General features: G+C 43.1%; 23 protein-coding genes. 9 read left to right on the top strand and 14 right to left on the bottom strand.

Going from position 1 to position 21832, the window contains the following annotated elements; translation table 11 throughout:
• Positions 1–94: 94 nt before the first annotated feature.
• From AB1401_12925 to fbp, 14 genes are all read right to left on the bottom strand, one after another.
• Entirely contained in the window at positions 95–2047 is a 1953-nt protein-coding gene (locus tag AB1401_12925; GenBank protein ID MEW6616351.1) for an FAD-dependent oxidoreductase, read from the bottom strand.
• Positions 2048–2143: 96 nt separating this feature from the next.
• Positions 2144–3070 (bottom strand): 2-dehydropantoate 2-reductase, encoded by a 927-nt coding sequence (locus AB1401_12920; protein MEW6616350.1) that lies wholly within the window; start codon positions 3068–3070, stop codon positions 2144–2146.
• Positions 3071–3123: 53 nt separating this feature from the next.
• Positions 3124–3888, bottom strand: coding sequence for a carbon monoxide dehydrogenase accessory protein CooC (locus tag AB1401_12915; GenBank protein ID MEW6616349.1), 765 nt, complete (start codon positions 3886–3888; stop codon positions 3124–3126).
• Positions 3889–3937: 49 nt separating this feature from the next.
• Positions 3938–5431, bottom strand: coding sequence for an ATP-binding protein (locus AB1401_12910; protein MEW6616348.1), 1494 nt, complete (start codon positions 5429–5431; stop codon positions 3938–3940).
• A gap of 67 nt (positions 5432–5498) precedes the next feature.
• On the bottom strand, positions 5499–5891 hold the full coding sequence (locus AB1401_12905; GenBank protein ID MEW6616347.1) for a response regulator: 393 nt from the start codon (positions 5889–5891) through the stop codon (positions 5499–5501).
• A 204-nt stretch (positions 5892–6095) separates the two neighbouring features.
• A complete protein-coding gene (locus AB1401_12900) occupies positions 6096–7025 on the bottom strand; it encodes a methylenetetrahydrofolate reductase (GenBank protein MEW6616346.1) in 930 nt (309 codons plus the stop codon).
• Complete coding sequence (locus AB1401_12895; protein ID MEW6616345.1) at positions 7022–7690, bottom strand: methylenetetrahydrofolate reductase C-terminal domain-containing protein; 669 nt, start codon at positions 7688–7690, stop codon at positions 7022–7024. The genes AB1401_12900 and AB1401_12895 overlap by 4 nt, the downstream gene beginning before the upstream one ends.
• A gap of 180 nt (positions 7691–7870) precedes the next feature.
• Positions 7871–8299 (bottom strand): hydrogenase iron-sulfur subunit, encoded by a 429-nt coding sequence (locus AB1401_12890; GenBank protein MEW6616344.1) that lies wholly within the window; start codon positions 8297–8299, stop codon positions 7871–7873.
• Positions 8299–11361: a CoB--CoM heterodisulfide reductase iron-sulfur subunit A family protein gene (locus AB1401_12885; protein ID MEW6616343.1), complete on the bottom strand. Its 3063-nt coding sequence runs from the start codon at positions 11359–11361 to the stop codon at positions 8299–8301. Before AB1401_12885 ends, AB1401_12890 begins: the two co-directional genes overlap by 1 nt.
• A 64-nt stretch (positions 11362–11425) precedes the next feature.
• A complete protein-coding gene (locus tag AB1401_12880; GenBank protein MEW6616342.1) occupies positions 11426–12250 on the bottom strand; it encodes a CoB--CoM heterodisulfide reductase iron-sulfur subunit B family protein in 825 nt (274 codons plus the stop codon).
• A complete protein-coding gene (locus AB1401_12875) occupies positions 12247–12804 on the bottom strand; it encodes a 4Fe-4S dicluster domain-containing protein (GenBank protein MEW6616341.1) in 558 nt (185 codons plus the stop codon). The genes AB1401_12880 and AB1401_12875 overlap by 4 nt, the downstream gene beginning before the upstream one ends.
• Positions 12805–13680, bottom strand: a complete 876-nt coding sequence (locus AB1401_12870; GenBank protein MEW6616340.1) for a methylenetetrahydrofolate reductase — start codon at positions 13678–13680, stop codon at positions 12805–12807.
• Positions 13681–13955: 275 nt separating this feature from the next.
• Positions 13956–15806: a PAS domain S-box protein gene (locus AB1401_12865; protein ID MEW6616339.1), complete on the bottom strand. Its 1851-nt coding sequence runs from the start codon at positions 15804–15806 to the stop codon at positions 13956–13958.
• 10 nt (positions 15807–15816) lie between these two features.
• Entirely contained in the window at positions 15817–16833 is a 1017-nt protein-coding gene (fbp, locus tag AB1401_12860) for a class 1 fructose-bisphosphatase (protein ID MEW6616338.1), read from the bottom strand.
• A gap of 236 nt (positions 16834–17069) precedes the next feature.
• On the opposite strand from fbp, the gene AB1401_12855 reads away from it, so the two are divergent.
• The 9 genes from AB1401_12855 to AB1401_12815 all read left to right on the top strand — a co-directional run bounded on the left by AB1401_12855 (position 17070) and on the right by AB1401_12815 (position 21305).
• Positions 17070–18230: an ATP-binding protein gene (locus tag AB1401_12855; GenBank protein MEW6616337.1), complete on the top strand. Its 1161-nt coding sequence runs from the start codon at positions 17070–17072 to the stop codon at positions 18228–18230.
• Between the two features lie 226 nt (positions 18231–18456).
• Positions 18457–18717 carry a type II toxin-antitoxin system RelB/DinJ family antitoxin gene (locus tag AB1401_12850; GenBank protein MEW6616336.1) on the top strand — a complete coding sequence of 87 codons (261 nt, stop codon included), beginning with the start codon at positions 18457–18459 and terminating at the stop codon, positions 18715–18717.
• A complete protein-coding gene (locus AB1401_12845) occupies positions 18714–18989 on the top strand; it encodes a type II toxin-antitoxin system YafQ family toxin (protein MEW6616335.1) in 276 nt (91 codons plus the stop codon). The genes AB1401_12850 and AB1401_12845 overlap by 4 nt, the downstream gene beginning before the upstream one ends.
• 321 nt (positions 18990–19310) lie before the next feature.
• Complete coding sequence (locus tag AB1401_12840) at positions 19311–19568, top strand: hypothetical protein (protein ID MEW6616334.1); 258 nt, start codon at positions 19311–19313, stop codon at positions 19566–19568.
• A 43-nt stretch (positions 19569–19611) separates the two neighbouring features.
• Positions 19612–19830 carry a hypothetical protein gene (locus AB1401_12835; GenBank protein ID MEW6616333.1) on the top strand — a complete coding sequence of 73 codons (219 nt, stop codon included), beginning with the start codon at positions 19612–19614 and terminating at the stop codon, positions 19828–19830.
• 134 nt (positions 19831–19964) lie between these two features.
• Positions 19965–20177 (top strand): hypothetical protein, encoded by a 213-nt coding sequence (locus tag AB1401_12830; protein MEW6616332.1) that lies wholly within the window; start codon positions 19965–19967, stop codon positions 20175–20177.
• Between the two features lie 121 nt (positions 20178–20298).
• Complete coding sequence (locus AB1401_12825; GenBank protein MEW6616331.1) at positions 20299–20454, top strand: hypothetical protein; 156 nt, start codon at positions 20299–20301, stop codon at positions 20452–20454.
• 51 nt (positions 20455–20505) lie between these two features.
• Positions 20506–21084 carry a zeta toxin family protein gene (locus tag AB1401_12820; GenBank protein MEW6616330.1) on the top strand — a complete coding sequence of 193 codons (579 nt, stop codon included), beginning with the start codon at positions 20506–20508 and terminating at the stop codon, positions 21082–21084.
• Positions 21081–21305, top strand: coding sequence for a hypothetical protein (locus tag AB1401_12815; protein MEW6616329.1), 225 nt, complete (start codon positions 21081–21083; stop codon positions 21303–21305). Before AB1401_12820 ends, AB1401_12815 begins: the two co-directional genes overlap by 4 nt.
• The last annotated feature ends 527 nt before the right edge of the window (positions 21306–21832 follow it).

Raw genomic sequence — 21832 nt, 5'->3', positions numbered from 1 at the left:
TGTAACCGTTGTAATTGTCCGCTGTTTGTTAGGGGTGAGCGGTGGACAGGTTGTCGGTCAGCGAACGGGAAACAGTAAGCGATTACGTTTTTTACTAAACTGCCACCATTCCAACTCTATAACATCTCAGACACCGGTCTGCTTCACCCATTGCCTCAAGATGATTATATCCTTTTTCAACTTCCTCAAAAGTCTGTTTTCTTTCATCAGGGGAAAGCATTTCCAGATGCAGCCTCTTTCTGCCTCCTAAAAATCCTATCTTTTCTCTGGGATCAAAGACTTTAACCTTCTCAAATAATTTATCAAAACAGTCCTCATAGGTTACCTTTAATTCCTTGTTATTTATTAAACGGTCTATATTTATTGCCGCTTTTCTACCGCCTGCACAGGCACGAATCAGTGTTGATGGTCCCGTTACGCAGTCTCCTGCTGAAAATATTTTTGGATTGTTTGTCTGCATTGTAAATTCGTTTACAGCCAGAGTGTTTCTTCTGGTTGTCTCTACTTTATCCTCACCCTCCAGCAGTTTCAGGTCAATCGCCTGCCCTATGGCTGGAACCAAAATATCACAGTCTATAACAAATTCAGACCCCTCAACAGGAACAGGACGCCTGCGTCCGCTTTCATCCGGTTCTCCCAGTTCCATCTGAATACACTCAACACCTATAACCTTTCCCTTTTTTGTAAGGATTCTAGTTGGATTGGTTAGATAGTGAAATTTTACACCTTCTTCTTCTGCATCTCTAATCTCAACATGATCCGCTGGCATTTCCTTTTTTGTCCTGCGATATACCAGGTTTACATCATCCTTACCAATTCGAAATGAACAGCGCACACAATCGATGGCAACATTCCCGCCACCTACCACAAGTACTTTTTTCCCCTCAGGATATGGGTCAGTTCCCATGTTAACTTCCTGAAGATACTGGACACCAGGAATAAATCCTTTATACCCCTTATCCTCTCCTTTAATACCCATTTCTGTGTTCGTTTGTGCCCCAATGGCAATAAACACAGCATCATTTTCTCTCTCTATGTCAGAGAATTTAACGTCTTTTCCAACAATAGTATTGTATTTTATAGTAACCCCGATTTTTTGTATCTGATCTACCTCAAAACCAAGTATATCCCTGGGCAAACGATAATCAGGGATCCCCATCGCCGCCATCCCGCCAGGCTCTCCGTGTCTTTCATAAACAGTAACCTCATGTCCCATCAGGGCAAGGTGATATGCACAGGTCAGCCCTCCTGGACCGGCACCAATAATGGAAACCTTTCCAGTATTCTCAGATGGAGTTGGTTTGAATGATATTCCCTTATTTCTTTCAAGATTATCATCTGCCACAAAACGCTTCAAATGCTTTATAGAGATGGGCTCATCCAGAATCGTTCGGCGACAGTGTTCTTCACACGGTCTCACACAGACCCTTCCAAGTGTTCCAGGAAGTGGTAGTTTGTTTGTAATCACACTCAGAGACTCCTGGAATTTCCCTTCCTTTATGCATTCTATATAGCCGGGAATGTCTAAATGAATAGGGCAGGCATCCATACACGGAGCAGTAAGCTTGTACCTGTAACTCCCTTCTGGAATCGGGTTTTTATCCTGTATTGCCTTCTCAAAATCTTTTGCGAAGTGCTTCAGCGCATCCAAAAGGGAAACAGGTCCAGATTGCCCAATGTTGCATTTTGAACCTTCCCGAATAACTTCTGCAAGACGAGAAAGAACTTCCAGATCCCCATTCTGGCCTTTTCCCTGGCAGATTCTGGTTAAGGTATCCGCCAAAACTTTTGTGCCAATACGACAGGTAAAACATTTCCCGCAGGATTCATTCTGTATCGCTGTTAAGTAAGCCCGGCACATGTCAACTATATTCACATCTCGTACTCCCAATATAAAGCCGTACCACCCTATCAATGCGTTAATGTCTTCATCCTGTGCAAACTGTGCAGGCAGGGAAACATTTTCAGCTTTTTCATAATTCTCAGGCTCTTTTCCCCTATTGTCTACAACAACTCCCCCCCATGAACTGAAAAGAATGTCACTCATCACTTACTCCCTGTTTTGAATTTTGAGTAGGGGCAGGGATAACCCTGCCCCTACTTGAACCCTGGAACCCTAGAATCCTCGAACCCTTTTCACAAACTATAATCTATTTTCATAGCTCATCTCGATAGTCTTAACAATCCCTGTTAAGGTCTTGTTCACAGGAACCGATATCTCCAATTTTTCACCTTCACTAACAATAGCTCCGTTTATGTAGTCTATCTCCGTTTTTTTTGCCCTCAAGATATCCTGAAGCATAGATGAGACATTGGTTGCTGTTGCCCTGCATACATCTTCTACCCTCTTTATAGGATCATCATAAGTCAATCGGATACCCCTTGCTTTTACAACCAAGACTGCCTCTTCCACAGCCATTCTTAAGATCTCCCTTGCCCAACTGTATTCAACCAATTCTCCATTTTTTAATCTAAGAACAGCGGTCAAGGCATTTATTCCCACATTAATCAAAAGTTTGCTCCATATCAGTCCCTCAACATCGTCTGTAATCCTTGTATCTATGCCTGCCGAATTAAAGATATTGGAGATGCTTTTAACCCTTGAAGAAAGACTTCCATCCAGTTCTCCGATGGTTGTTTCCCCTCTGCCAGCGTGTCTTATGTGCCCTAATCCAAGAACAGTAGCCCCCTGAGAGGTGGTTCCACCCATAACCTTTTCTTTTCCAACAATCCTAGAAATGGTCTCTATATTGCCAGAACCATTCTGTAGGGTAAGGAGTATAGTATCTTCCCCTATGAGTGACAGTGAATCCTCGGTGGCTTTTTCGGTATCATATGCCTTGACACATATGATTATAATGTCTGCTTTTCCTATATCTGCCGGGTTGGTTGTTTGATTTACGTGTACCTTATGATTACCACTTATTCCCTCTATAATCAAACCATTTTTATTGACCTTATCCGCTCTGCCTTTCTGCTTATCCAGAAGCCATATCTCCTCTCCTGTCTTCGACAGAAAAAAGGCAAACAGGTTTCCCATCGCTCCTGGACCTACTATAACTATCTTCATGATTGCATCTCGTATTTATTAGAAGGTGTGTCCCTACCCTTTAACCCATCCACTCATTTACCTTTTAACCTCTGCATCACTTTGTCCATTTCCAGCATAATCCCTTGACTTAGTTCAAAGGGGGGAATACCTTTGAGGTCTGCCTCCACTATCCGTGGATCCGAATATACTGAGCCGAAAATGTCAAAGCCCTGCATTTCACTCCTTATAAATTCTCTGTCTGCCTCACTTCTAACCTTATTGGCTATTACTCCTATATTCTCTATACCAATATCCTTTGACAACCCTTTTATTCTCCAGGCAGTTTCTATACTCCTTTTCCCTGGCTCAACAACTACTATCAGCATATCTACGGCCTTTGCTGTTGCTCTGCCCAAATGTTCTACCCCGGCTTCCATGTCCAGAATAACCACTTCTTTTCTGACAAGCAAGAGATGAGAGACTAATGTCCTCAGGAGTATACTTTCTGGGCAAACACAGCCCCCACCGCCCTTCTTAACTGTACCCATAATCATCAACCGTATACCTTTGTGCTCTACCCAGTATTTTTCTGGTATATCATCAACCTTAGGGTTTAGCTTAAAAAAACTACCACTCGTGCCCGGTTTCGCCCCAGTTCTATCTTCTATCAGGTCACTCATCTCTGCAATGGGTATTATATCATTGGGATTAGGAAACCCAAGAGCCATAGCCAGGTTGGCATTTGGATCTGCATCTATGGCTAGTACAGAATAACCGTCATCATAGAATTTTTTAGAGAGGCATGCAGTAATAGTGGTCTTTCCTACACCCCCTTTACCTGTTATAGCTAACTTCATAACCTGATTTGTATAGAGATTCCCGGTTCTTCTCCAGGATGGAGCAGGTTTATTCGGATCCCTTGGGTAACAGGACAGTAACCGTAGTCCCCTTGCCTTCCTTACTCTTTATACTTATCGTACCATGATGAGCCTCTACTATTCCTTTGGCAATGGATAATCCCAGACCTGTACCGATCACTGTTCTCGTTTGGGAGTCCTTAACTCTATAAAACCTGTCAAAGATTCTTGGAAGATCTTTTTCAGGAATGCCTATACCGGTATCGGCCACATCAGTACGGATAAACTCTCCTTCGCTCCTCAGAGTTATAACAACACCTCCACCTTCCACATTGTACTTGATTGCATTACTCATAAGATTGGTAAACACCTCTTCCATGTTTTCTCTGTCAGCGTTTACAGGTGGAAGTGAGTCGCTTATTTCCAGCCTCATTTTTATACCTTTGACTTCTGCTTCAGGCTCCATTAATTGATAGGCTCTCTCTACTATTTCCTTCAACAATATGGATTCCTTATGTTGAACTACTATACCTGAATCTATTTTGGATACATTGAGAAGATCATTTATTAGGACGAGAAGTCCTCCTGTTCTCTCTTTTGCACGAGTCAACATTTTCCCCTGTTTTTCAGTAATCAAGCCAGCCATGCCTCCCTCTATTACGGATAACTGCTGTTGTATCGCTGAAATTGGTGCCCTTAGCTCATGGGAGACCATCGATAGAAAATCAGATTTCATTTGGTTTAGTTCTTTTTCCTGGGTTATATCGTGTAGAACTGTAACAGATCCCATTATTTCGCCATCCTCGTTAAGGACAGGAGCAGTGTCCGCTCTCAAAAAGACCCTGGCTGATCCTTCGCCAGGGGTAATCTCCTGAGATATTTCAAGGTATTTTGACCTTTCAGTGCTCAAGGCAGTAGTCACTGCCTTGACAAGATATTCATTCTTAACACACTGTCTTAAGGATTTGTTTATGATTGGTAAACTCTCGATCTCCAATAATCTTGTTGCCGCAGGGTTATGGAGTACAATTTGACTATCACGGTCAGTCACCAGTACGCCATCCACCATACAGTTAATTATCGTGCTGATCCTGCTCTTTTCATATGCAATATCCTTGAGGCTCTTTTCTCTCTCCTTTCGCAAAGTTTCTGCTTCCCTTTGAAGTGCCCTTTTCTCCACTCCTCTTCTGACAACAATCCTCAATTGATCCGGGGTGAAGGGCTTAGCTATAAAGTCGTAAGCCCCTTTTTTCATCGCCTCTACCGCCGACTCTACAGTAGCATATCCAGTAATTACGATTATAATCAGGGACTGGTCAATGCTATGTACAGCATCCAGTACCTCCATGCCGCTGATCCCTGGCATCATCAAATCCAATAAAAGGATGTCAAAAGATTCTCCCTTGTTGGTGATAAGGTCAAGACCTGCCTCCCCGTTTTCAACGCCCTTGACCCTACAACCATCCTTTGTCAATATCCGGGAGCATCCATCTCTTATAACAGCCTCATCATCTATGACCAGGACATTTGCATCCTTCAACATGTGATGGCTTTCCCCATAGCCTTCTGGTGTTCACCGTTAACCGTGAACACCAAACCATTAAACTCTTTCACCCTTTTTGTAACAGGACATCAACCCGTCTCACCAATTCAGAAGGCTCCACAGGCTTATCAATATAGTCATCTGCCTCTATTTCCATACCCATCCTTTGGGTATAAGTTGTAGTAGGTATATGAGAAACGACAGCTGTTAGAAGAATTATTGGTATACTATTGTATTTAGGGTCACCCTTTAGCTCAGCACACATAGCATACCCATCTTTATTTGGCATCATTACATCCAGTATAATCAAATCAGGCGACTCTTCCTTCGTCTTCTGTAATCCTTCGATTCCATCATAGGCAGCAATTACCTCATAATTCCTATTCTCCAGCATAATTTTAACCGACTCCACAAGATCAGGATCATCATCAACAACTAAAATCTTGGGCATTTTTCCCATCTTATTTTACCTCCTTTCCTAGTTAGTAACTCTATTCATCCATGACAGGCGAGACGCCTGTCCTACTGTGTTGTATAACCACTTACGACGTAGGACAGCCGTCTCGGCTGTCTAAAATACAGATAAAGGCTGAATAGTTACCTTATTTAAATAAGCGTCCAACTGTAAGTGGAAACAATTCTTTTCACATCTCACCATTTACCTTTAACTTTCTATATGTGGTCTGGGGAAAAGCCCGGCCCTTTTAACAATCTCCGGTACCATCTCTTCCCACTCTATTGCCATGACATGGACACCATGAATCCCCTCTATTTCTCGCAACCTTTGAATAGTCTCTATACATATATTAATGCCTTCCTCTGCCTTTTTCTCCTTTGGGGCTGCCTTCATCCTCTCTATTAATTCATCAGGAACATCCATACCCGGTACGGATTTTTTCATATAATTTGCCATTCCCACCGACTTGAAGGGGGTAACACCCCCCAGGATATGTACCCTTTCATGCAAACCTCTATCCCTCACCATTTTCATCCACTTTTCGAATTTCTCCAGATTATAGATACACTGAGTCTGGATAAAATCTACACCAGCAGCTATTTTCTTTGCCAGTCTGGGAACCCTGATCTCAAACGGGTCCGCAAAGGGGTTCTCTGCCGCTCCGATAAACATCCTGGGACTTCCTTTCAGTTCCTCTCCCCCCAGGAATTTACCCTCGTCCCGCATCAATTTGACCGTCTGGACAAGTTGTATAGAATCCATATCAAATACGTTTTTTGCAGAGGCATGGTCACCAAATTTTTGATGGTCTCCTGTCAAACAGAGTATGTTACTGATGCCAAGAGCTGCTGCACCAAGGATATCGCTCTGAATAGCAATCCTGTTTCTGTCTCTGGTTACCATCTGCATGATTGGATTCAACCCTAACCCCTTCAGGATAACACAGGAAGAGATGCTGGACATCCTGACAACTGATGTCTGATTATCCGTGACATTCACACCATCAACAAACCCTTTTAACACCTCTCCCTTTTTCTTGATGACCTCTGCATCGGCTCCTCTAGGCGGCCCACATTCTGAGGTAACCGCAAATTCCCCCTTTGTTAAGATCTGTTCCAATTTGCTTTCGGATTTCATAGTCTTAAATCCTCTCTTACAGCCTTACGAGGCCCCCCATCCCTGTTGGTGGACCAATCGTTTATAGGTATTATCTCTTCATACTTTTCTAATTGCCCCAGGTCACTCAACCTTTCTATTATTAGCTGCCAGCCGCAGATCACCTCGGGACTGATTTCGCATTTTCCGTTTGCTGAACCACCACAAGGACCATTGAGCAGACTCTTGGAACATCTGGCGATGGGACAGATTCCTCCTGTCAAATGGAGTTTACAATCACCACAGGCATGGCATCGTTCAGACCAAACCCCCTGTTCTTCTGTAACGCCAATAAATTTGGTATTGAGGGCAGGTAATACAAGGCTATTTTTGTATTTCTCCGCCATGAATTGGACTCCTGCCCCACAGGCCATGGATATCACCACCTCATACTCACCGATGAATCCCCTCAACTGCTCCAGGTATTCTCCATCACACTGCCGCTCCAAAGTCTCCTGCCTTATTTCAGCAGGTATACCTTCCTTACTCCTTACCATATTAAGGGCAGAAGCCAGTATCTCCACTTCCTTTTTTCCTCCAGCAGAACAAACGGTAACACACTCCCCACAGCCAACAATCAATATCCTTTTATATCTTTCAATCATTGAAAAGATCTGTTCCAGTGGTTTTCTCTCTGCTACAATCATTCCTTCCCCCCCTCAGTATTGCCATAGTGAACATCAAAAGAAAGTAGTCATTGCGAGGAGTTAGCCGGAGGCGAACAACATGGCAATCTCTCAAGATTGCTTCGCTAACGCTCGCAATGACGCGTTGGGATATGACAATTTATGAAAGACATTCACTATAATTACTCTCTGTTTTTATCGCTATCCCGTGTCTCCTTTTTTTGCTCTTATGGGATTTGGCCCAAGTGTCATTATCCTTTCTGTCATCTCTCTGGCGACTTCTGCAAAACGCGGCCCCTGTGCTGCTGACATGTTGTACATCTCTAGCCTTTCTCCACCTATGCCTATTTCATCCAACAGCCTTTTTGTATATTCCACCCTCTTCCTTGCCCTGAGGTTACCCCGCAAGAAATGACAGTCCCCCTCTAAACAACCTGCTATATACACTCCGTCTGCACCTCTTTCAAATGCCTGTAAGAGATGAATTACATCCACTTTGCCGGTGCATGGAACCTTTATTATCTTCACATTTGGAGGATAGTTCAATCTCATAGAACCTGCCAGGTCCGCTGCCGAGTAGGCTCAATAATGGCAGCAAAAAGCAACTAGAATGGGTTCAAACTCTTCCATCAGATAGCCTCTTCTAATAATGCGTTACATTTTGCCAGTATCTGTTCGTCCCTGAAGTGTTGGAGTTCTATAGCCTTCGCCGGACACTCAGATGCGCAAGTCCCACACCCCTGACATTTAGCCATATTAATCTCTGCAAATCCCTCCTCGTTTATCACAGGGACGTCATACGGGCATACCCTGACACACGTGAGGCATGCAGCGCATAAATCGCCGTTTACTGTAGCAACTACGCCACCTACATGAATCCTTTCCTGGGAAAGGATAGTACTGGCCCTTGCAGAGGCAGCATATGCCTGGGATATACACTCACTTATGAGTTTGGGTGAATGTGCCAGGCCACACACATATATTCCATCGGTCCCGAAATCTACAGGCCTCAGCTTCATATGAGCTTCAAGAAAAAAGCCTTCCTGTGTTCGAGGGACCTTTAGTAATGTGGCTAATTCATCGTTCTCTTTTGGTAGGATGGCACTGCTCAAAACGATTAAGTCAGGTGACAATGACAGGTCTTCTCCCAGTGCAGGGTCTTTTATATCTACTTTCAGAGCCCCATCTTCAACAGTTACTCCTGGTTTTGAGTCGAGATCATACCTTATGAATTTTACCCCTTTCTTTCTTGCAAGGGTATAATACTCCTCCATCAAACCATAAGACCTTATATCCCTGTAAAGGATACAGATATTCATATTGGGGTTCAGTTCCTTCATTCTCAAACTATTCTTGATAGCCTCAGAGCAACACACCCTGCTGCAGTATGGCCTTTCTTCTGTTCTCGAACCCACACATTGAATCATAACTATGGAGCTGATGTTTGAAAGCCCGGCGGTACCATCTGCGATTCTTTTCTCCAGTTCCAGCTGGGTCATAACCCGTTCATCCTCTCCGTACATATACTCCCCCACTGGCTTATACTCTTCTCCCCCTGTAGCTACAATAACAATACCATGCTCCAGTTTTCTGTAGAACATACCTGGTCCAACCATTAAGCCCGTCTCAAAGTTTCCTTTATATCCGCTAAAGTCGACAACCATGGTATCCTTGAATATATGAATGGAGGGATTTGCTTCAACCCTTTCTATAATCTCTCTGAGATGGGATTGAACATCGTCACCCTCCAGGGTGTAATAGACATCATGCAGCACTCCCCCTAGTTTTGCCTCTTTTTCTACCAGATAAACCTCATACCCCTGGTCTGCCAGACTCAGAGCAGCCGTCATTCCTGAAAGTCCACCACCAATCACCAGAGCTTTATCTTTTATTTCCAGAGGCAGCTCATCTAAAGGTTGTATCAGTCTTGCATTTTCCACAGCCATCCTTACCAGGGCTTTTGCCTTTTTTGTGGCATCTTCTTTTTGTCTCATATGTACCCAGCTGCATTGGTCTCTGATATTCGCCATCTCAAAGAGGTACTTATTCAATCCTGTCTCCCGTAGTGTCTCCTGAAACAGAGGTTCGTGGGTTCTGGGAGAACATGATGCTACAACGACTCTATTAAGATTGTGATCAGAAATGGCATTCTTCATAAGTTCCTGGAAATCTTGTGAGCATACATATAGTCCCTCCTCAGCATATACCACATCCTTCAAAGACCCTGCATATTCCTTTACATGTGGCACATCTATAACCCCTCCTATATTGATACCGCAATGGCAGACGAATACACCAATCCTCGGGAAGATATCTTTTACTTCTGTTTCCAACGGATATTCTTTCCCTTTCACCATGCTTCCGCGGCTTTCTGAAAGAAGACCCGATGCACAGGCTACACTGCCGCTTGCCTGTGCCACTGTTTCCGGAATGTCTTTGGGCCCCTGAAATACACCACTTACAAAAATCCCCGCTCTGGATGTAGACAGAGGCGAGAATTGTGAGGTTTCACAAAAACCGTACTGATTCAGGTGGACTCCTAATCTTTTCCCCATTTCCATGGCATCTTTTGAAGGCGTAAGACCACCTGAAAGAACCATCATATCAAATTCCTCTTCTACAGGCTTGCCTTCCTCATTTATATAAGTCACTCTCAAGTTCCTGGTTCGGGGCATCTCTACAATTTTGGATACCATGCACCGTATGAATCTAACTCCATATTCCTCCTGTGCCCTTTTGTAATAATCATCAAACCCCTTTCCATGTGCCCTTATATCCATGAAGAATATGGTCGGTTCCACTTCACCTGAGTGCTCTTTCGCTACAACCGCTTCCTTTATGGCATACATGCAACACACACCCGAACAGTATCCCTTTCCCGCCTGTAAGTCTCTGGAACCAACACACTGTATAAAGCCTATCTTTTTGGGTTCTTTTTTGTCTCCTGGTCTCTCAAGGTGTCCCATGGACGGTCCAGAGGCGCTGAGTATCCTTTCGAACTGTTTGCTCGTTACAACATTATCGTACACCCCGTACCCATATTCTCCTTTCAGCTGGGGATCAAAGAGTTCAAATCCAGGTGCCAGTATTATGGAGCCTACTTTGAGAGTGAACCTTTTTTCTGTGTCTTCGAAGTTTACTGCCTCATTTTTGCAGAGCTTCTCACATATTCTGCATTTTCCTTTGATAAAGTAACGGCAATGGTCCTTGTCTATTTGATATACCAGAGGTATAGCCTGAGGGTATTGAATATATATGGCTTTTCTCTCTCCCAACCCCTCATTGAAGTCATTCTTAACTTTTACCGGACACTTCTCAGCGCAGACCCCACATCCTACACACTTGTCTTCGTCCACAAACCTGGGGCTTCGAATCAGAGAGACCTCCATGTTGCCTGCCTCTCCCAGCACTTCCTCTACCTGTGTATTGGTAAGTATCTCTATATTGAAATGTCTTCCACATTCCACCAGCTTTGGAGACAAGATACACATGGAGCAATCGTTGGTTGGAAATGTTTTATCCAGTTGAGGCATGACCCCGCCGATTGAAGGGGATTTTTCCACCAGGTATACATAGTAACCGGAATTTGCCAGGTCAAGGGATGCCTGTATTCCTGCAATTCCGCCCCCAACAACCATTACGGCTCCTATCTTTTTGTTGGCTGCTGAATTCTCTGTGTCCTCTTTATTCATTATCTTTCCCTTAGACTATCTTTTCACCCTTATCCGTTATCCGTTTACTGTTCACTTTTTACCGTTATATTAACCCCTTTGAAAGCAAAAGAGGCATGGGATTAACAAAATGCCTTTTCCACCATCTTCCCGATTTCTTCTCATCTATAGCAAGTCCTATCAGCTCGGTAATATAAAATATAGGCAGGTTGTATTTCTTTCCTTCATCTCTGCTGATCTCATCCTGCCTGGTATCCAGATTGGCATGACACATGGGACACGCCGTAACCAGACAATCTGCTTCTGCCTCCATAGCCATCTCTATTATCTTCCCTGTCAGTCTTTTCACTATATCAGTATGTGTGATGGCCAGGCTTCCCCCACAACACTCCGTTTTGTACGGCCAGAAAACAGCTTCTCCACCCAAAATGCCTACCAGATCATCCATGCTTTGTGGATTTTCATAGTCCTTTACCTCTGTTATCTTTGGTGGGCGAGTCAAAAGACAACCATAATAACAGGCTATCTTCAAGCCTTCGAGAGGCCTTTTAACCTGTTCTTTAATACTGTTAAAATTATCCTCTTCCCTTAACAGCTCAGGAAGGTTTCTGATCTTTACAGCCGGTTTAAAGGAACGATTTTCTTTTCCTGCTGTCAGCATCCTGCTATAACAGGCAGCACATGGAACAAGAAGATCCAGACCGGCTTTGGCAGCTATTTTGATGTTCCTCTCAGGAAGGGCATTAGACAAGAATTCATCAGTAGAGTGGGCAGATGATGCGCCGCAACAATTCCAGTCCTCTAATTCAATAAGCTCAATACCGAGTTGACAAAACACGGCGCGGGTAGATTCATCGTACTCTTTCGCTGTTCCATGGAGTGAACAACCGGGATAATAAGAGAGCTTCATCCGATCACTCCCTTCTTTACCTGTGAAAAGATATCCCTGATTTCCTTCCTTCCTCTAATCTTAGGGGACAATAGTTTGAGTTTCCCCTTTAGAAACATCATAATCCCCAGTTTTATGTCCTTTTTGAATTCTCGGTTTTTCAATTTGTATTTAGCTATCATTTCCAATTCGTATATTCTGCCTCTCTTGCGAATAGATGAAAGGAATGCGGAATGGAAAAAGGGAACATGGCTGTCGCCCAGTGGTTCACCGGAATTGATTGCCATCTGCCTTAACACATCCATAACCTTTGCCAGATCCACGTCATTGGGACACCTGGTGGTACAGGTTTCACAGGAGGCGCATAACCATATTGTCCTGGAGTTGAGGAGCCTCTCCCTCATGTCAAACTGTATCATTCTTATGACCTGATGGGGGAGAATGTCCATATCAGGGCTTACAGGGCACCCGGCTGAGCATTTCTTACACTGATAGCATGCCAGCACATCTGTCTTGCCTATTTCGGAAATCAGGACATCCAGAGGATGATCTGTCTTTACAAGCATATCTTTCATCTAATACAACCCCGCCTTCTCTATAATTGCAGGCACCTTGTCTTCCCATCCGAATGGGACCAGGTGAACCCCCTGACAGAGGGGTTTCAATCCATTGATCAATTCAGAGGCAATCTCCACACTGGTTTTTGGTTTATCTGCTGATTTCATCAGTCTTTCAATTAAGACCTCCGGCACAAAGACATCCTCTACATGTTTATTCATAAATCTGGCCATTCCAACTGATTTGAGAATCATTATCCCTGCAATGATTGGTACCTTGAGTCCTTCAACTTTTTTAATGAAATTTTCGAAGGCATTCAATTCAAATACAGATGTTGTAAGGAAAAAGTCTACCCCTGCCATTATCTCTTCTTCCATCTTTTTTATTTCAAGGTCTAATGCTCCCCTCTGGGCACTGGAATTGACTGTAGAGCCAACACAGAATTTTGGGGTTCCATGCAGGTCGCTCTTTGCCATATCATAGCCCTTCTGTAAGTCCCTTATGGCAGAAATTAATTTAAGAGGGGTTAAATCGAAGACAGGCTTAGCATCGGGGTGGTCACCCAAAGAAGGCTCCTCTCCCATGCTGATTACGATGTTCTCAATACCAAGGACAGAGATATTGAGCAAGTCAGATTGCAAGGCAAGCCGATTCCTGTCACGACATGTCATATTGCAGATCGGGGTAAATCCTTTTTCTTTTAACAGGTAAGAAGCAGATAGTGAACCTAACCTCATTACCGCGCTTTGAAGGTCAGGGACGTTAACTGCATCGATCCTTCCCCTCATCTTCTCAGCATAATCATAAAATTCAGTCAAATCGGTACCTTTTGGTGGTTGTAACTCTGATATTACCAAGAATTTTTTAGAATCCAAGAGTTCCTGAAAATGCATTATTCCTCCTTATTTACCTTTCTAAGGCATTATGCACTGCTAATTCCAACTCTTTCTGAACCAGATGATTTTACGCGGCAGTAGAACACCTTTTGCCTACGAATCTGAGCCTTTAATTCAGGCATGTTTTGGGATGAAGTGATTATTATCGGAAGGGATTCTTTAGGATCTCCCTTCGGAACCTATGGGCTTTCTAATGTTTAGTTCGATGGCCTTTTCACTGAATGATTATTCATTTTACTGATTACCATACAGGTATTATTTTGTCAAGATTTTTAGTTGGCTGAACCCTCATGTTTCACAGGCAACTCAATTATAAAACAGGTCCCTCCTCCAACCTTACTCTTTACATCTATCTTTCCCTTGTGTTGTTCTATCACCCCGTAAGATAAACTAAGTCCAAGCCCGGTTCCCTTTCCAACCTCTTTTGTGGTAAAGAACGGATCGAATATCTTGGAGATATATTCTGGAGGTATCCCTTTCCCGGTATCTGAAAATTCAATTAAAACCGAATTGTTTTCGGACCGCAGAGCTGTTGTTACGGTTAATGTCCCCCTGCCTTCCATAGACTCAGCAGCATTGACCATAATATTCATAAAAACCTGCTTTAATTGGCTGGGATTGCCCTCTATTAGAGGAAGTGTGGGGTCTAATTTTTTTATTATTTCGATATTAAGAAAGGCTGCCTGGTTTTCCAGAAAGAAGAGACCTTCGTTGATTGACCGGTTAATATCTAGGGGCTCCATTCTTGGCCCGGTCTGTCGGGCAAACTCCAGAAGGCTTTTTACTATCTCTTTACACCGGGTGGCCTCCTCAGCTATTCTTTTTAAATCTTCCCTGTTTGGATCACTATCCTCCATCTCTTCTATAAGGAGGTTGGAATATATCAGAATCCCACCTAAAGGGTTGTTTATTTCATGGGCAACACCAGCAGCCAGTTTCCCCAGGGAAGACATCTTATCCGACTGAAGGAGCTGTAATTGGGCATCCTGCAGCTCCCTCTCCATCCTCAATTTTTCTCTCAGGTCGGTGAATATGCCAACAGTCGCTACTTCCTTCCCATCCTCATAGACTATGGCAGCTGAGATGTTTATGGGTATATGTTCTCCATTTTTGTCAACCAGAGTACTCTGAGTTGTCTCTAACTTCCCCACACCTCCAAATTCCTGGCTTCTTAACTTTCTCATAATATCTTTGGCAACACCAGGAGGGTATATCCCTGTTATGTGCAGCTTTCCAATCACCTCTGAAGCCTTATATCCCAGCAGTTTCTCAGTTCCTTTGTTAAAGATTACTATATTCCCCTTTATATCAGCAGCAATTATCCCGTCTACCGAGCTATCGATGAGGTTCCTAAAAAAATCATTAGCTTTTCGCAGTTCATGCTCTATATTTTTCCTCTCTGTAATATCGGTGTTTATCCCCTCATACCCGGTTATTTCTCCATCCCTATCTCTCTTTATATTACCCGTCAGCAAGATAGTAACCTTCTTCCCATCTTTTCTCTTTAACTCAACCTCGTATTCCTTGACAGAACCATCTCTCTCCACCAGTTCCTGGAAAATCCTTCTATCTTCAGGGTTTACGTACACATCCCTTGCAATATCAAGGGACAAAAACTCCTCTTTGTCTCCGTAGCCTAACATATCCAGCATCGCCTGATTGCATTCGATAAACTTACCTTCCCTGCTGCTTATGAACAAACCCTGTTGAACCCTTTCGAACAAGAGGCTGTATTTCTCCTCAGTCATCTTTAGCTTTTCTTCAGACCTCTTCCTTTCAGAAATATCTCGAAGATACGCATATATCTTCCTGGTTCCATCGCTGCCCTTAGTAGTTGCAATACAAACCTCTGTTTCCTTCCTGTTGCCCTGGGCTGTTAGAATCTCTAACTCAGAACATGAACGTATGCTCTCTTCCATCTTATATTCTGCTAACATATCCTTGATGGTCTTTTTATTCTCAGCGCTGAATAGGTCCACGAAGTTCATTCCCAGGAACTCTTCTACCTGATAGCCAGTCAACTCTGAGGCACTCTTATTTGCAAACCTGATATTATAATCCCCATCCAGGATTACTATACCAGCATTACTCATCTCTATTACTGTGCGGAGTTCATCTTCCATTATTTGCTGCTTATTTCCTCTCTGTTTTCAATATTTCCATAACTGTTTTCACGTCCTTTGCAGAACCGATATACAGGGGAACCCTCTGATGGATTTCTCCTGGCTCGATCTCCAGTATGTCTCTTTCTCCATCTGTGGCCATACCACCTGCCTGCTTTACCAACATAGCCAGGGGGGCACACTCACACGTCAGTCTCAGTTTGCCATGGGGTTTTTTGGGGTCCTTTTTGTCAGGAGGATACATGAAAATACCGCCGTAGAGAAGGGTACGATGAAAATCTGCCACAAGGGAACCGATATATCGCAAAGAGTATGGCAAACCTTTTTCCGGGTCTGCCTTTGTAAAATGATCTACAACGGCCCTGACATTTTCGTCCCAATAACTGGCATAACCCATGTTTACACTAAATATGCTCCCCTTTTCAGGTATCCTGATATCTTCGTGGGAAAGCAAGAATTCCCCTACAGCAGGGTATAGGGTAAACCCATGGAGGCCATCTCCTGTTGAATATACCATCATAGTGCTCGTACCATAGAGGAAATACCCTGCCGCCACCTGTCTGTATCCGGGTTGAAGTACATCGACGCTTGCAACCTGTTCACCAGGGGTAACCTTTTTGTAAATGGAAAATATAGTACCTATGTTAACATTGGCATCGATATTTGATGAACCATCCAATGGATCGAAGATTAAGACATAATTGCCCTTTTGATACTTGCTTGGTATCTCAATAATGTCAGCACTCTCTTCAGATACCATGGCACATAACTGGCCCAGGTGAGACATTCGTCTGATAATTGAGGTGTTAGCAAATTCATCCAGTTTTTTTACCGCCTCACCCTGAACATTTATGTCACCGGTAAACCCTAAAATATCCGTTAAACCCGACTTTCTTGCTTCTTTTGAAATAATCTTTGCCGCCACGATCAGTTCTGAAAGAAGAACCGTGAAGGCTCCGGTAGCATCAGGGTGTAACCTCTGCTGGCTCAAGAGGTGCTCTGTTACGGTCATTCCAAATTTACTCATTTTTCGCCTCCTTTCATAAGGATGGGGTGAATATCAAATACCATAAAAGAATACCATACAATATTTTACAATGCAATACATGATAGAATCTAACAAAAAGTTTTCGGGATATTCTAATATTACCTAAGAAAGACAACACGGACAGCAGAATCACAGAGAGATTTGACCCCATAGCCCCCGGTTGAAAGAAAAAAGATTACTTTAAATGTATTTATACTTGACATTTAGACGTCTAAATGGTAAATATGTTTCCCATGATTGAACGTATATTTTGGATGCAACGAATTCAGCAGGCTTGGGAAAGACGACCGGTTGTGTGGCTATCCGGAGTTCGCCGGGTAGGTAAAACAACCTTAGCCCAGATGTTTCCCAAGGCAGTCTATCAAAATTGTGATCTGCCTTCGGTGGGACGCCAATTAGTTGATCCGGAATCTTTCTATGACAGCCTCGATAAGGGAACCATCGTTATCTTTGATGAAATCCACCGTTTAGAGGATCCGAGCCGTTTATTGAAAATTGCAGCAGATGTATATACTCACCTGAAAGTGCTCGCAACAGGTTCTTCTACGTTGGCAGCTACTAAAAAATTTCGCGATAGTCTGACGGGACGAAAGCAGATGATCTATTTACCGCCGGTGCTCTGGAGTGAATGTACAGACAACTTCAATATAAAAGAACTGGACCGTCGATTACTCCATGGAGGGTTGCCTGAACCCTTGCTGTCGGAAACGAAGAATGCAGCCTTTTTTTCGGAATGGATGGATAGTTTTTATGCCCGGGACATCCAGGAACTTTTTAATATCCGCAACCGTACTGGTTTCATAAGATTACTGCATTTATTGTTACGGCAAAGTGGAAGTCTTATAGACTATACCAATCTGGCTAGTTTAAGTGATTTAAGCAGACCTACGGTAAAAGCGCATGTAGAAGCCATGAGTATTGCCCATGCGGTATTCTTAGTTCCTCCATTTCAGGGAGGCGGCCGGCGCGAAATTACGCGCAGACCCAAATGTTATACCTTTGATACAGGTTTTGTCACGTTTGTCAAGGGTTGGAACACTATTCGGGAAGATGATCGAGGTCTTTTGTGGGAACATCTGGTGCTCGATACTCTGCGCACAGCCGTTGATAATCGCAACTTGCTTTACTGGAGGGATAAATCCGGACGAGAGATAGATTTTGTTGTGATTAAAGGTCGAGGGCAACAAGCAGATGCCATTGAATGCAAAATCAATCCCGATCACTTTGATCCTGCCAATCTTATTGTATTTCGCTCTCTATATCCTGAAGGGGAAAATTACGTGCTGAGTCCCAATATTAAATTCTCTTATCAGCGGCGTTATGGGGATCTCTTGGTGCGCTTTATTTCGATCAACCAGCTTTTTGAAATTATGTAGTAGGGAAAAGACAAGGCAATGTTAGATTTTGTGTACGTATTGCATGAACGTACCTGTTTATGTAAGGTCGGCAATAAATAAGTATGGTGTACATGGAATTTCTCTAATAAAACAATTACTTTTAATGCTGTTAACGTTTGTATTGACAATGCGTTAATTTTGAGATACAGCATATAGCAAATATAGATCCAGCTTTTTTAATATTTATAGGGTAAGGGTTTGAATTATGGCTAAAAATACAAATATAAATGTTAGAACAACCGAGGATATTAAAAGGGGTGCAGAGGTCGTATTAAATGGTCTCGGATTAAATATCTCCTCGGCAGTTAATCTTTTTTTGAAACAGGTTATCAATTACAGGGGCATTCCGTTTGATTTGCGGCTGCCTAATAAGGAAACGCTATATGCTATGGATGACATTGAAAACAATCGTAATCTTGAGTCAGCTGATACCGTTGAAGAAATGTTAGAAAAGATTGGTATATGAGTTTCAGGAAACTGATATGGACAAAAAGATTCTCTAAGGATGTCAATCGAGCAAAAAGGCGTAACCAGAATTTAGAATCCCTTCAAAAAGTTATTAAAATGCTTCAATCGGGCGACACCCTACCCCAGGAATACAAACCTCATCCCTTGAAAGGCAAATACTCAGGTTATATGGAATGTCATATTGAACCTGATTGGTTGCTAATCTGGAAGGCAGATAGCAACGCCGTTTATTTAACACGAACCGGTACACATTCAGACCTTTTTGGATAATATAACCACCATTTTTAAGGTATTTGTACTTGCGATCAGGCAGCCGTTAAAGAAGGAAAAACGGTGAGGATTCAGTTTAAAAAGCTTGTATAGCTTAATATTGAAAATCATGCCAGGGACTTTTTAGGGGTTAGAGGAATGGCAATTGCTTCATCAGAATAAGCATGGGGGAAAAAGGCAAGGTAATATTCAGTTTTGTGCACATATTGCATGAATGTTGCTGATGAGATAGGTTAAAATGTTATACCCTGACTCTTTATGGACTAAATGTTGAAATGTTAGGGCAGGGTTGTTAAAAACAATCGTAACGGAGGATGGATCATGAAAAGTATAGAGTTGACCTCCCATGTGGGGAAAGACGGTATTTTGAAGATACAGATGCCCTTGGACATAACAGATCAGGAAGTGGATGTAATCGTGGTGGTTCAGCCACGCTTGAAATCCGAACCGGCGGCAGACACACCCGAAGCACGAGGCTGGCTTCCGGGTTTTTTTGAAAAAACGGCTGGCGCCTGGCAGGGCGAACCCTTAACCCGTCCACCTCAGGGTAAATATGAAATTCGGGAGGAACTTAAGTAAAGAACCCCGTGCTTCCGCACGGGGTATCCAGGATTAATTTTTGATGAAAGCAATAGAAGAAAAACTAACGGACATTCCTTTGGAAATTAGAGCTGAGGAGGCTCTTGTAAAAGCAGTCGCTAAAGCCATAGCAGCTCACAAGAGAGCAGGGCATCCCATTGTAATCTGGCGAGATGGGAAGGTCGTCAAGATTCCTGCCGAGCAAATCGAAGTTCGTGAACAGGCAGCGGAATATAAGACACGTGATAAAAATGACAAATAGCAACTTGGCAAAGAAAAACTCAAAAGTGCGGGATTACCGGCACGATGAAAAACGAAGGAACAATCCACCCGAAGGCCATTGAAACTCACTTAATTTTTGTGAACTTTATAAGATAATATATTCAGGAGGAAACTATGCGTGCGATCTCAAAAAAAATCGTTCATGACGAGCACATGAGGCCGGTGGCGGTGCAAATTAATTACAAAGACTGGCTTGAAATTGAAAAGATACTGGAGGGACAGAAAAAACGGGAGACAATGAGCATCAACAAGCATATCGGTGTTATTCAGCTTAGCGAAGATCCGGTAAGCTTCCAGCGCAGGATGCGTGAGGGAATGCAATCATAGCTGCTACCGCGATCGCTATAAACGCAAAGTTGTTGACCAATGACAGGGTATTTGTGACAGGGTCTCCGGTCTGGAAGTAACTGCATTACCTCTTAGAGAAACAGAAGCTGGAGCGATTTAAGTGCGGGAACCGGAAAAACAATTAGCCCATCGGCATGGTCAGCTAATTAAACTGGATGGCAATTTCTTCATCAGCCTGTCTGCCGTGCCTGCACAGGCAGGAATAAGGGTGAGGAAAAGGCAAGGCAATATTCGGTTTTGTGCATGTATTGCATGAACGGTCATCACACCGTCCATTACATGTGTCATTGCTAATGGAAACAGTTCTATGTCCCCAAATGTATACATTGTCGCCGGACCAAATGGCGCGGGTAAAACAACCTTTGCAAAAGAATTTCTCCCCAATTATGTAAAATGTCTGGAGTTTGTAAATGCCGACCTTATTGCTGAAGGGATATCACCATTTTCGCCGGAGCAGGCCGCGATTCGGGCCGGGAGACTGATGCTTGAACAGATTCATTTGCTGGCAGACCGTAGCAGTGACTTCGGATTTGAAACAACTTTGGCCGGAAAATCGTATGTGCGTCTTCTGGCTGATTTGAAAAGCAAAGACTACCGAATTTATCTTTATTTTCTTTGGATTGATAATGTTGATATTGCCCTTGAACGTATCGCTGATCGGGTAAGAAGGGGAGGTCACAATGTCCCGGAAAAAATTGTTCGCCGCCGTTTTAACAGGGGACTTTCCAACCTCTTCAATATTTATCGCCCGCTGCTGGATTTTTGGGTAATTTTTGATAATTCAAAGGATGATCCTGTAATGATCGCTTATGAAGAAGCTGGAGACTTGGAACTTATTGACCCGGCTTTATTCTCAAAATTATCTGCAAATATGGTGAGGCCATGAAAGAAGGGAAATCAGGCAAGAATATGTCCGGTAAGGCGATGGCGTTTCGTGCCGAAGAGGCGCTAAAGAAAGCTGTGGCTCATGCTATTGCCGATCACAAACGCACGGGAGATCCCATTGTGATCTGGCGAGATGGGAAGATCGTCAAAATTCCTGCCGAACAAATTGAAATTCGTGAAGAGACAGCGGAATATAAGACACGTGAGAAAAATGACATTTAAAAAGCTTGTATAGCTTTAATGAAACCGCCTGCAGCAAGCTATGAGGTGTCAAATATTATAAATTTTCCTATGCTGTATCCTGTCATTCCGTGCTTGACACGGAATCCAGTTTTTTAGTTTTCTGGATTCCTGCTTTCGCAGGAATGACATATGGAAACCCTGTAGCAAACTACAGGGAATTATCAAGTTAAAAATCATGCCAGGTACTTTTTAGGGGTGAATAGAGAGATAGCAATTGCTTCATCAGCCTGTCTGCCGTGCCTGCACAGGCAGGAATAAGTGTGGGGGAAAAGGCAAGGCAATGTTCAGCCTTGTGCATGTATTGCATGAATGTACTAGTTGGCGTAAGGTCGGCAATAAATAAATAGGTGATTATAAAAGATTTGGCACCAAATTTGTAATATATTTTGTTATCAGATTAAAGATAGATTCTTTTCTATTATTATAACGGAATTCGAGTTCTTTTAAATATAATGGAAACTTTTCTTTTGAGACACCATGATGTTTCATAAGTCGTTCTTTGGCAA

Source organism: Thermodesulfobacteriota bacterium (assembly GCA_040757775.1).
Taxonomy (GTDB): Bacteria; Desulfobacterota; UBA8473; order UBA8473; family UBA8473; genus UBA8473.
The sequence above is the reverse complement of the archived record's forward strand: the minus strand, read 5'-3'. Positions and strand labels throughout refer to the sequence as shown.

Coding starts and splice junctions, on each gene's coding strand:
- AB1401_12925 (MEW6616351.1), bottom strand. CDS start 2,047: ATGAGTGACATTCTTTTCAGTTCATGGGGGGGAGTTGTTGTAGACAAT.
- AB1401_12920 (MEW6616350.1), bottom strand. CDS start 3,070: ATGAAGATAGTTATAGTAGGTCCAGGAGCGATGGGAAACCTGTTTGCC.
- AB1401_12915 (MEW6616349.1), bottom strand. CDS start 3,888: ATGAAGTTAGCTATAACAGGTAAAGGGGGTGTAGGAAAGACCACTATT.
- AB1401_12910 (MEW6616348.1), bottom strand. CDS start 5,431: ATGTTGAAGGATGCAAATGTCCTGGTCATAGATGATGAGGCTGTTATA.
- AB1401_12905 (MEW6616347.1), bottom strand. CDS start 5,891: ATGGGAAAAATGCCCAAGATTTTAGTTGTTGATGATGATCCTGATCTT.
- AB1401_12900 (MEW6616346.1), bottom strand. CDS start 7,025: ATGAAATCCGAAAGCAAATTGGAACAGATCTTAACAAAGGGGGAATTT.
- AB1401_12895 (MEW6616345.1), bottom strand. CDS start 7,690: ATGATTGTAGCAGAGAGAAAACCACTGGAACAGATCTTTTCAATGATT.
- AB1401_12885 (MEW6616343.1), bottom strand. CDS start 11,361: ATGAATAAAGAGGACACAGAGAATTCAGCAGCCAACAAAAAGATAGGA.
- AB1401_12880 (MEW6616342.1), bottom strand. CDS start 12,250: ATGAAGCTCTCTTATTATCCCGGTTGTTCACTCCATGGAACAGCGAAA.
- AB1401_12875 (MEW6616341.1), bottom strand. CDS start 12,804: ATGAAAGATATGCTTGTAAAGACAGATCATCCTCTGGATGTCCTGATT.
- AB1401_12870 (MEW6616340.1), bottom strand. CDS start 13,680: ATGCATTTTCAGGAACTCTTGGATTCTAAAAAATTCTTGGTAATATCA.
- AB1401_12865 (MEW6616339.1), bottom strand. CDS start 15,806: ATGGAAGATGAACTCCGCACAGTAATAGAGATGAGTAATGCTGGTATA.
- fbp (MEW6616338.1), bottom strand. CDS start 16,833: ATGAGTAAATTTGGAATGACCGTAACAGAGCACCTCTTGAGCCAGCAG.
- AB1401_12855 (MEW6616337.1), top strand. CDS start 17,070: ATGGTAAATATGTTTCCCATGATTGAACGTATATTTTGGATGCAACGA.
- AB1401_12850 (MEW6616336.1), top strand. CDS start 18,457: ATGGCTAAAAATACAAATATAAATGTTAGAACAACCGAGGATATTAAA.
- AB1401_12845 (MEW6616335.1), top strand. CDS start 18,714: ATGAGTTTCAGGAAACTGATATGGACAAAAAGATTCTCTAAGGATGTC.
- AB1401_12840 (MEW6616334.1), top strand. CDS start 19,311: ATGAAAAGTATAGAGTTGACCTCCCATGTGGGGAAAGACGGTATTTTG.
- AB1401_12835 (MEW6616333.1), top strand. CDS start 19,612: ATGAAAGCAATAGAAGAAAAACTAACGGACATTCCTTTGGAAATTAGA.
- AB1401_12830 (MEW6616332.1), top strand. CDS start 19,965: ATGCGTGCGATCTCAAAAAAAATCGTTCATGACGAGCACATGAGGCCG.
- AB1401_12820 (MEW6616330.1), top strand. CDS start 20,506: ATGTCCCCAAATGTATACATTGTCGCCGGACCAAATGGCGCGGGTAAA.
- AB1401_12815 (MEW6616329.1), top strand. CDS start 21,081: ATGAAAGAAGGGAAATCAGGCAAGAATATGTCCGGTAAGGCGATGGCG.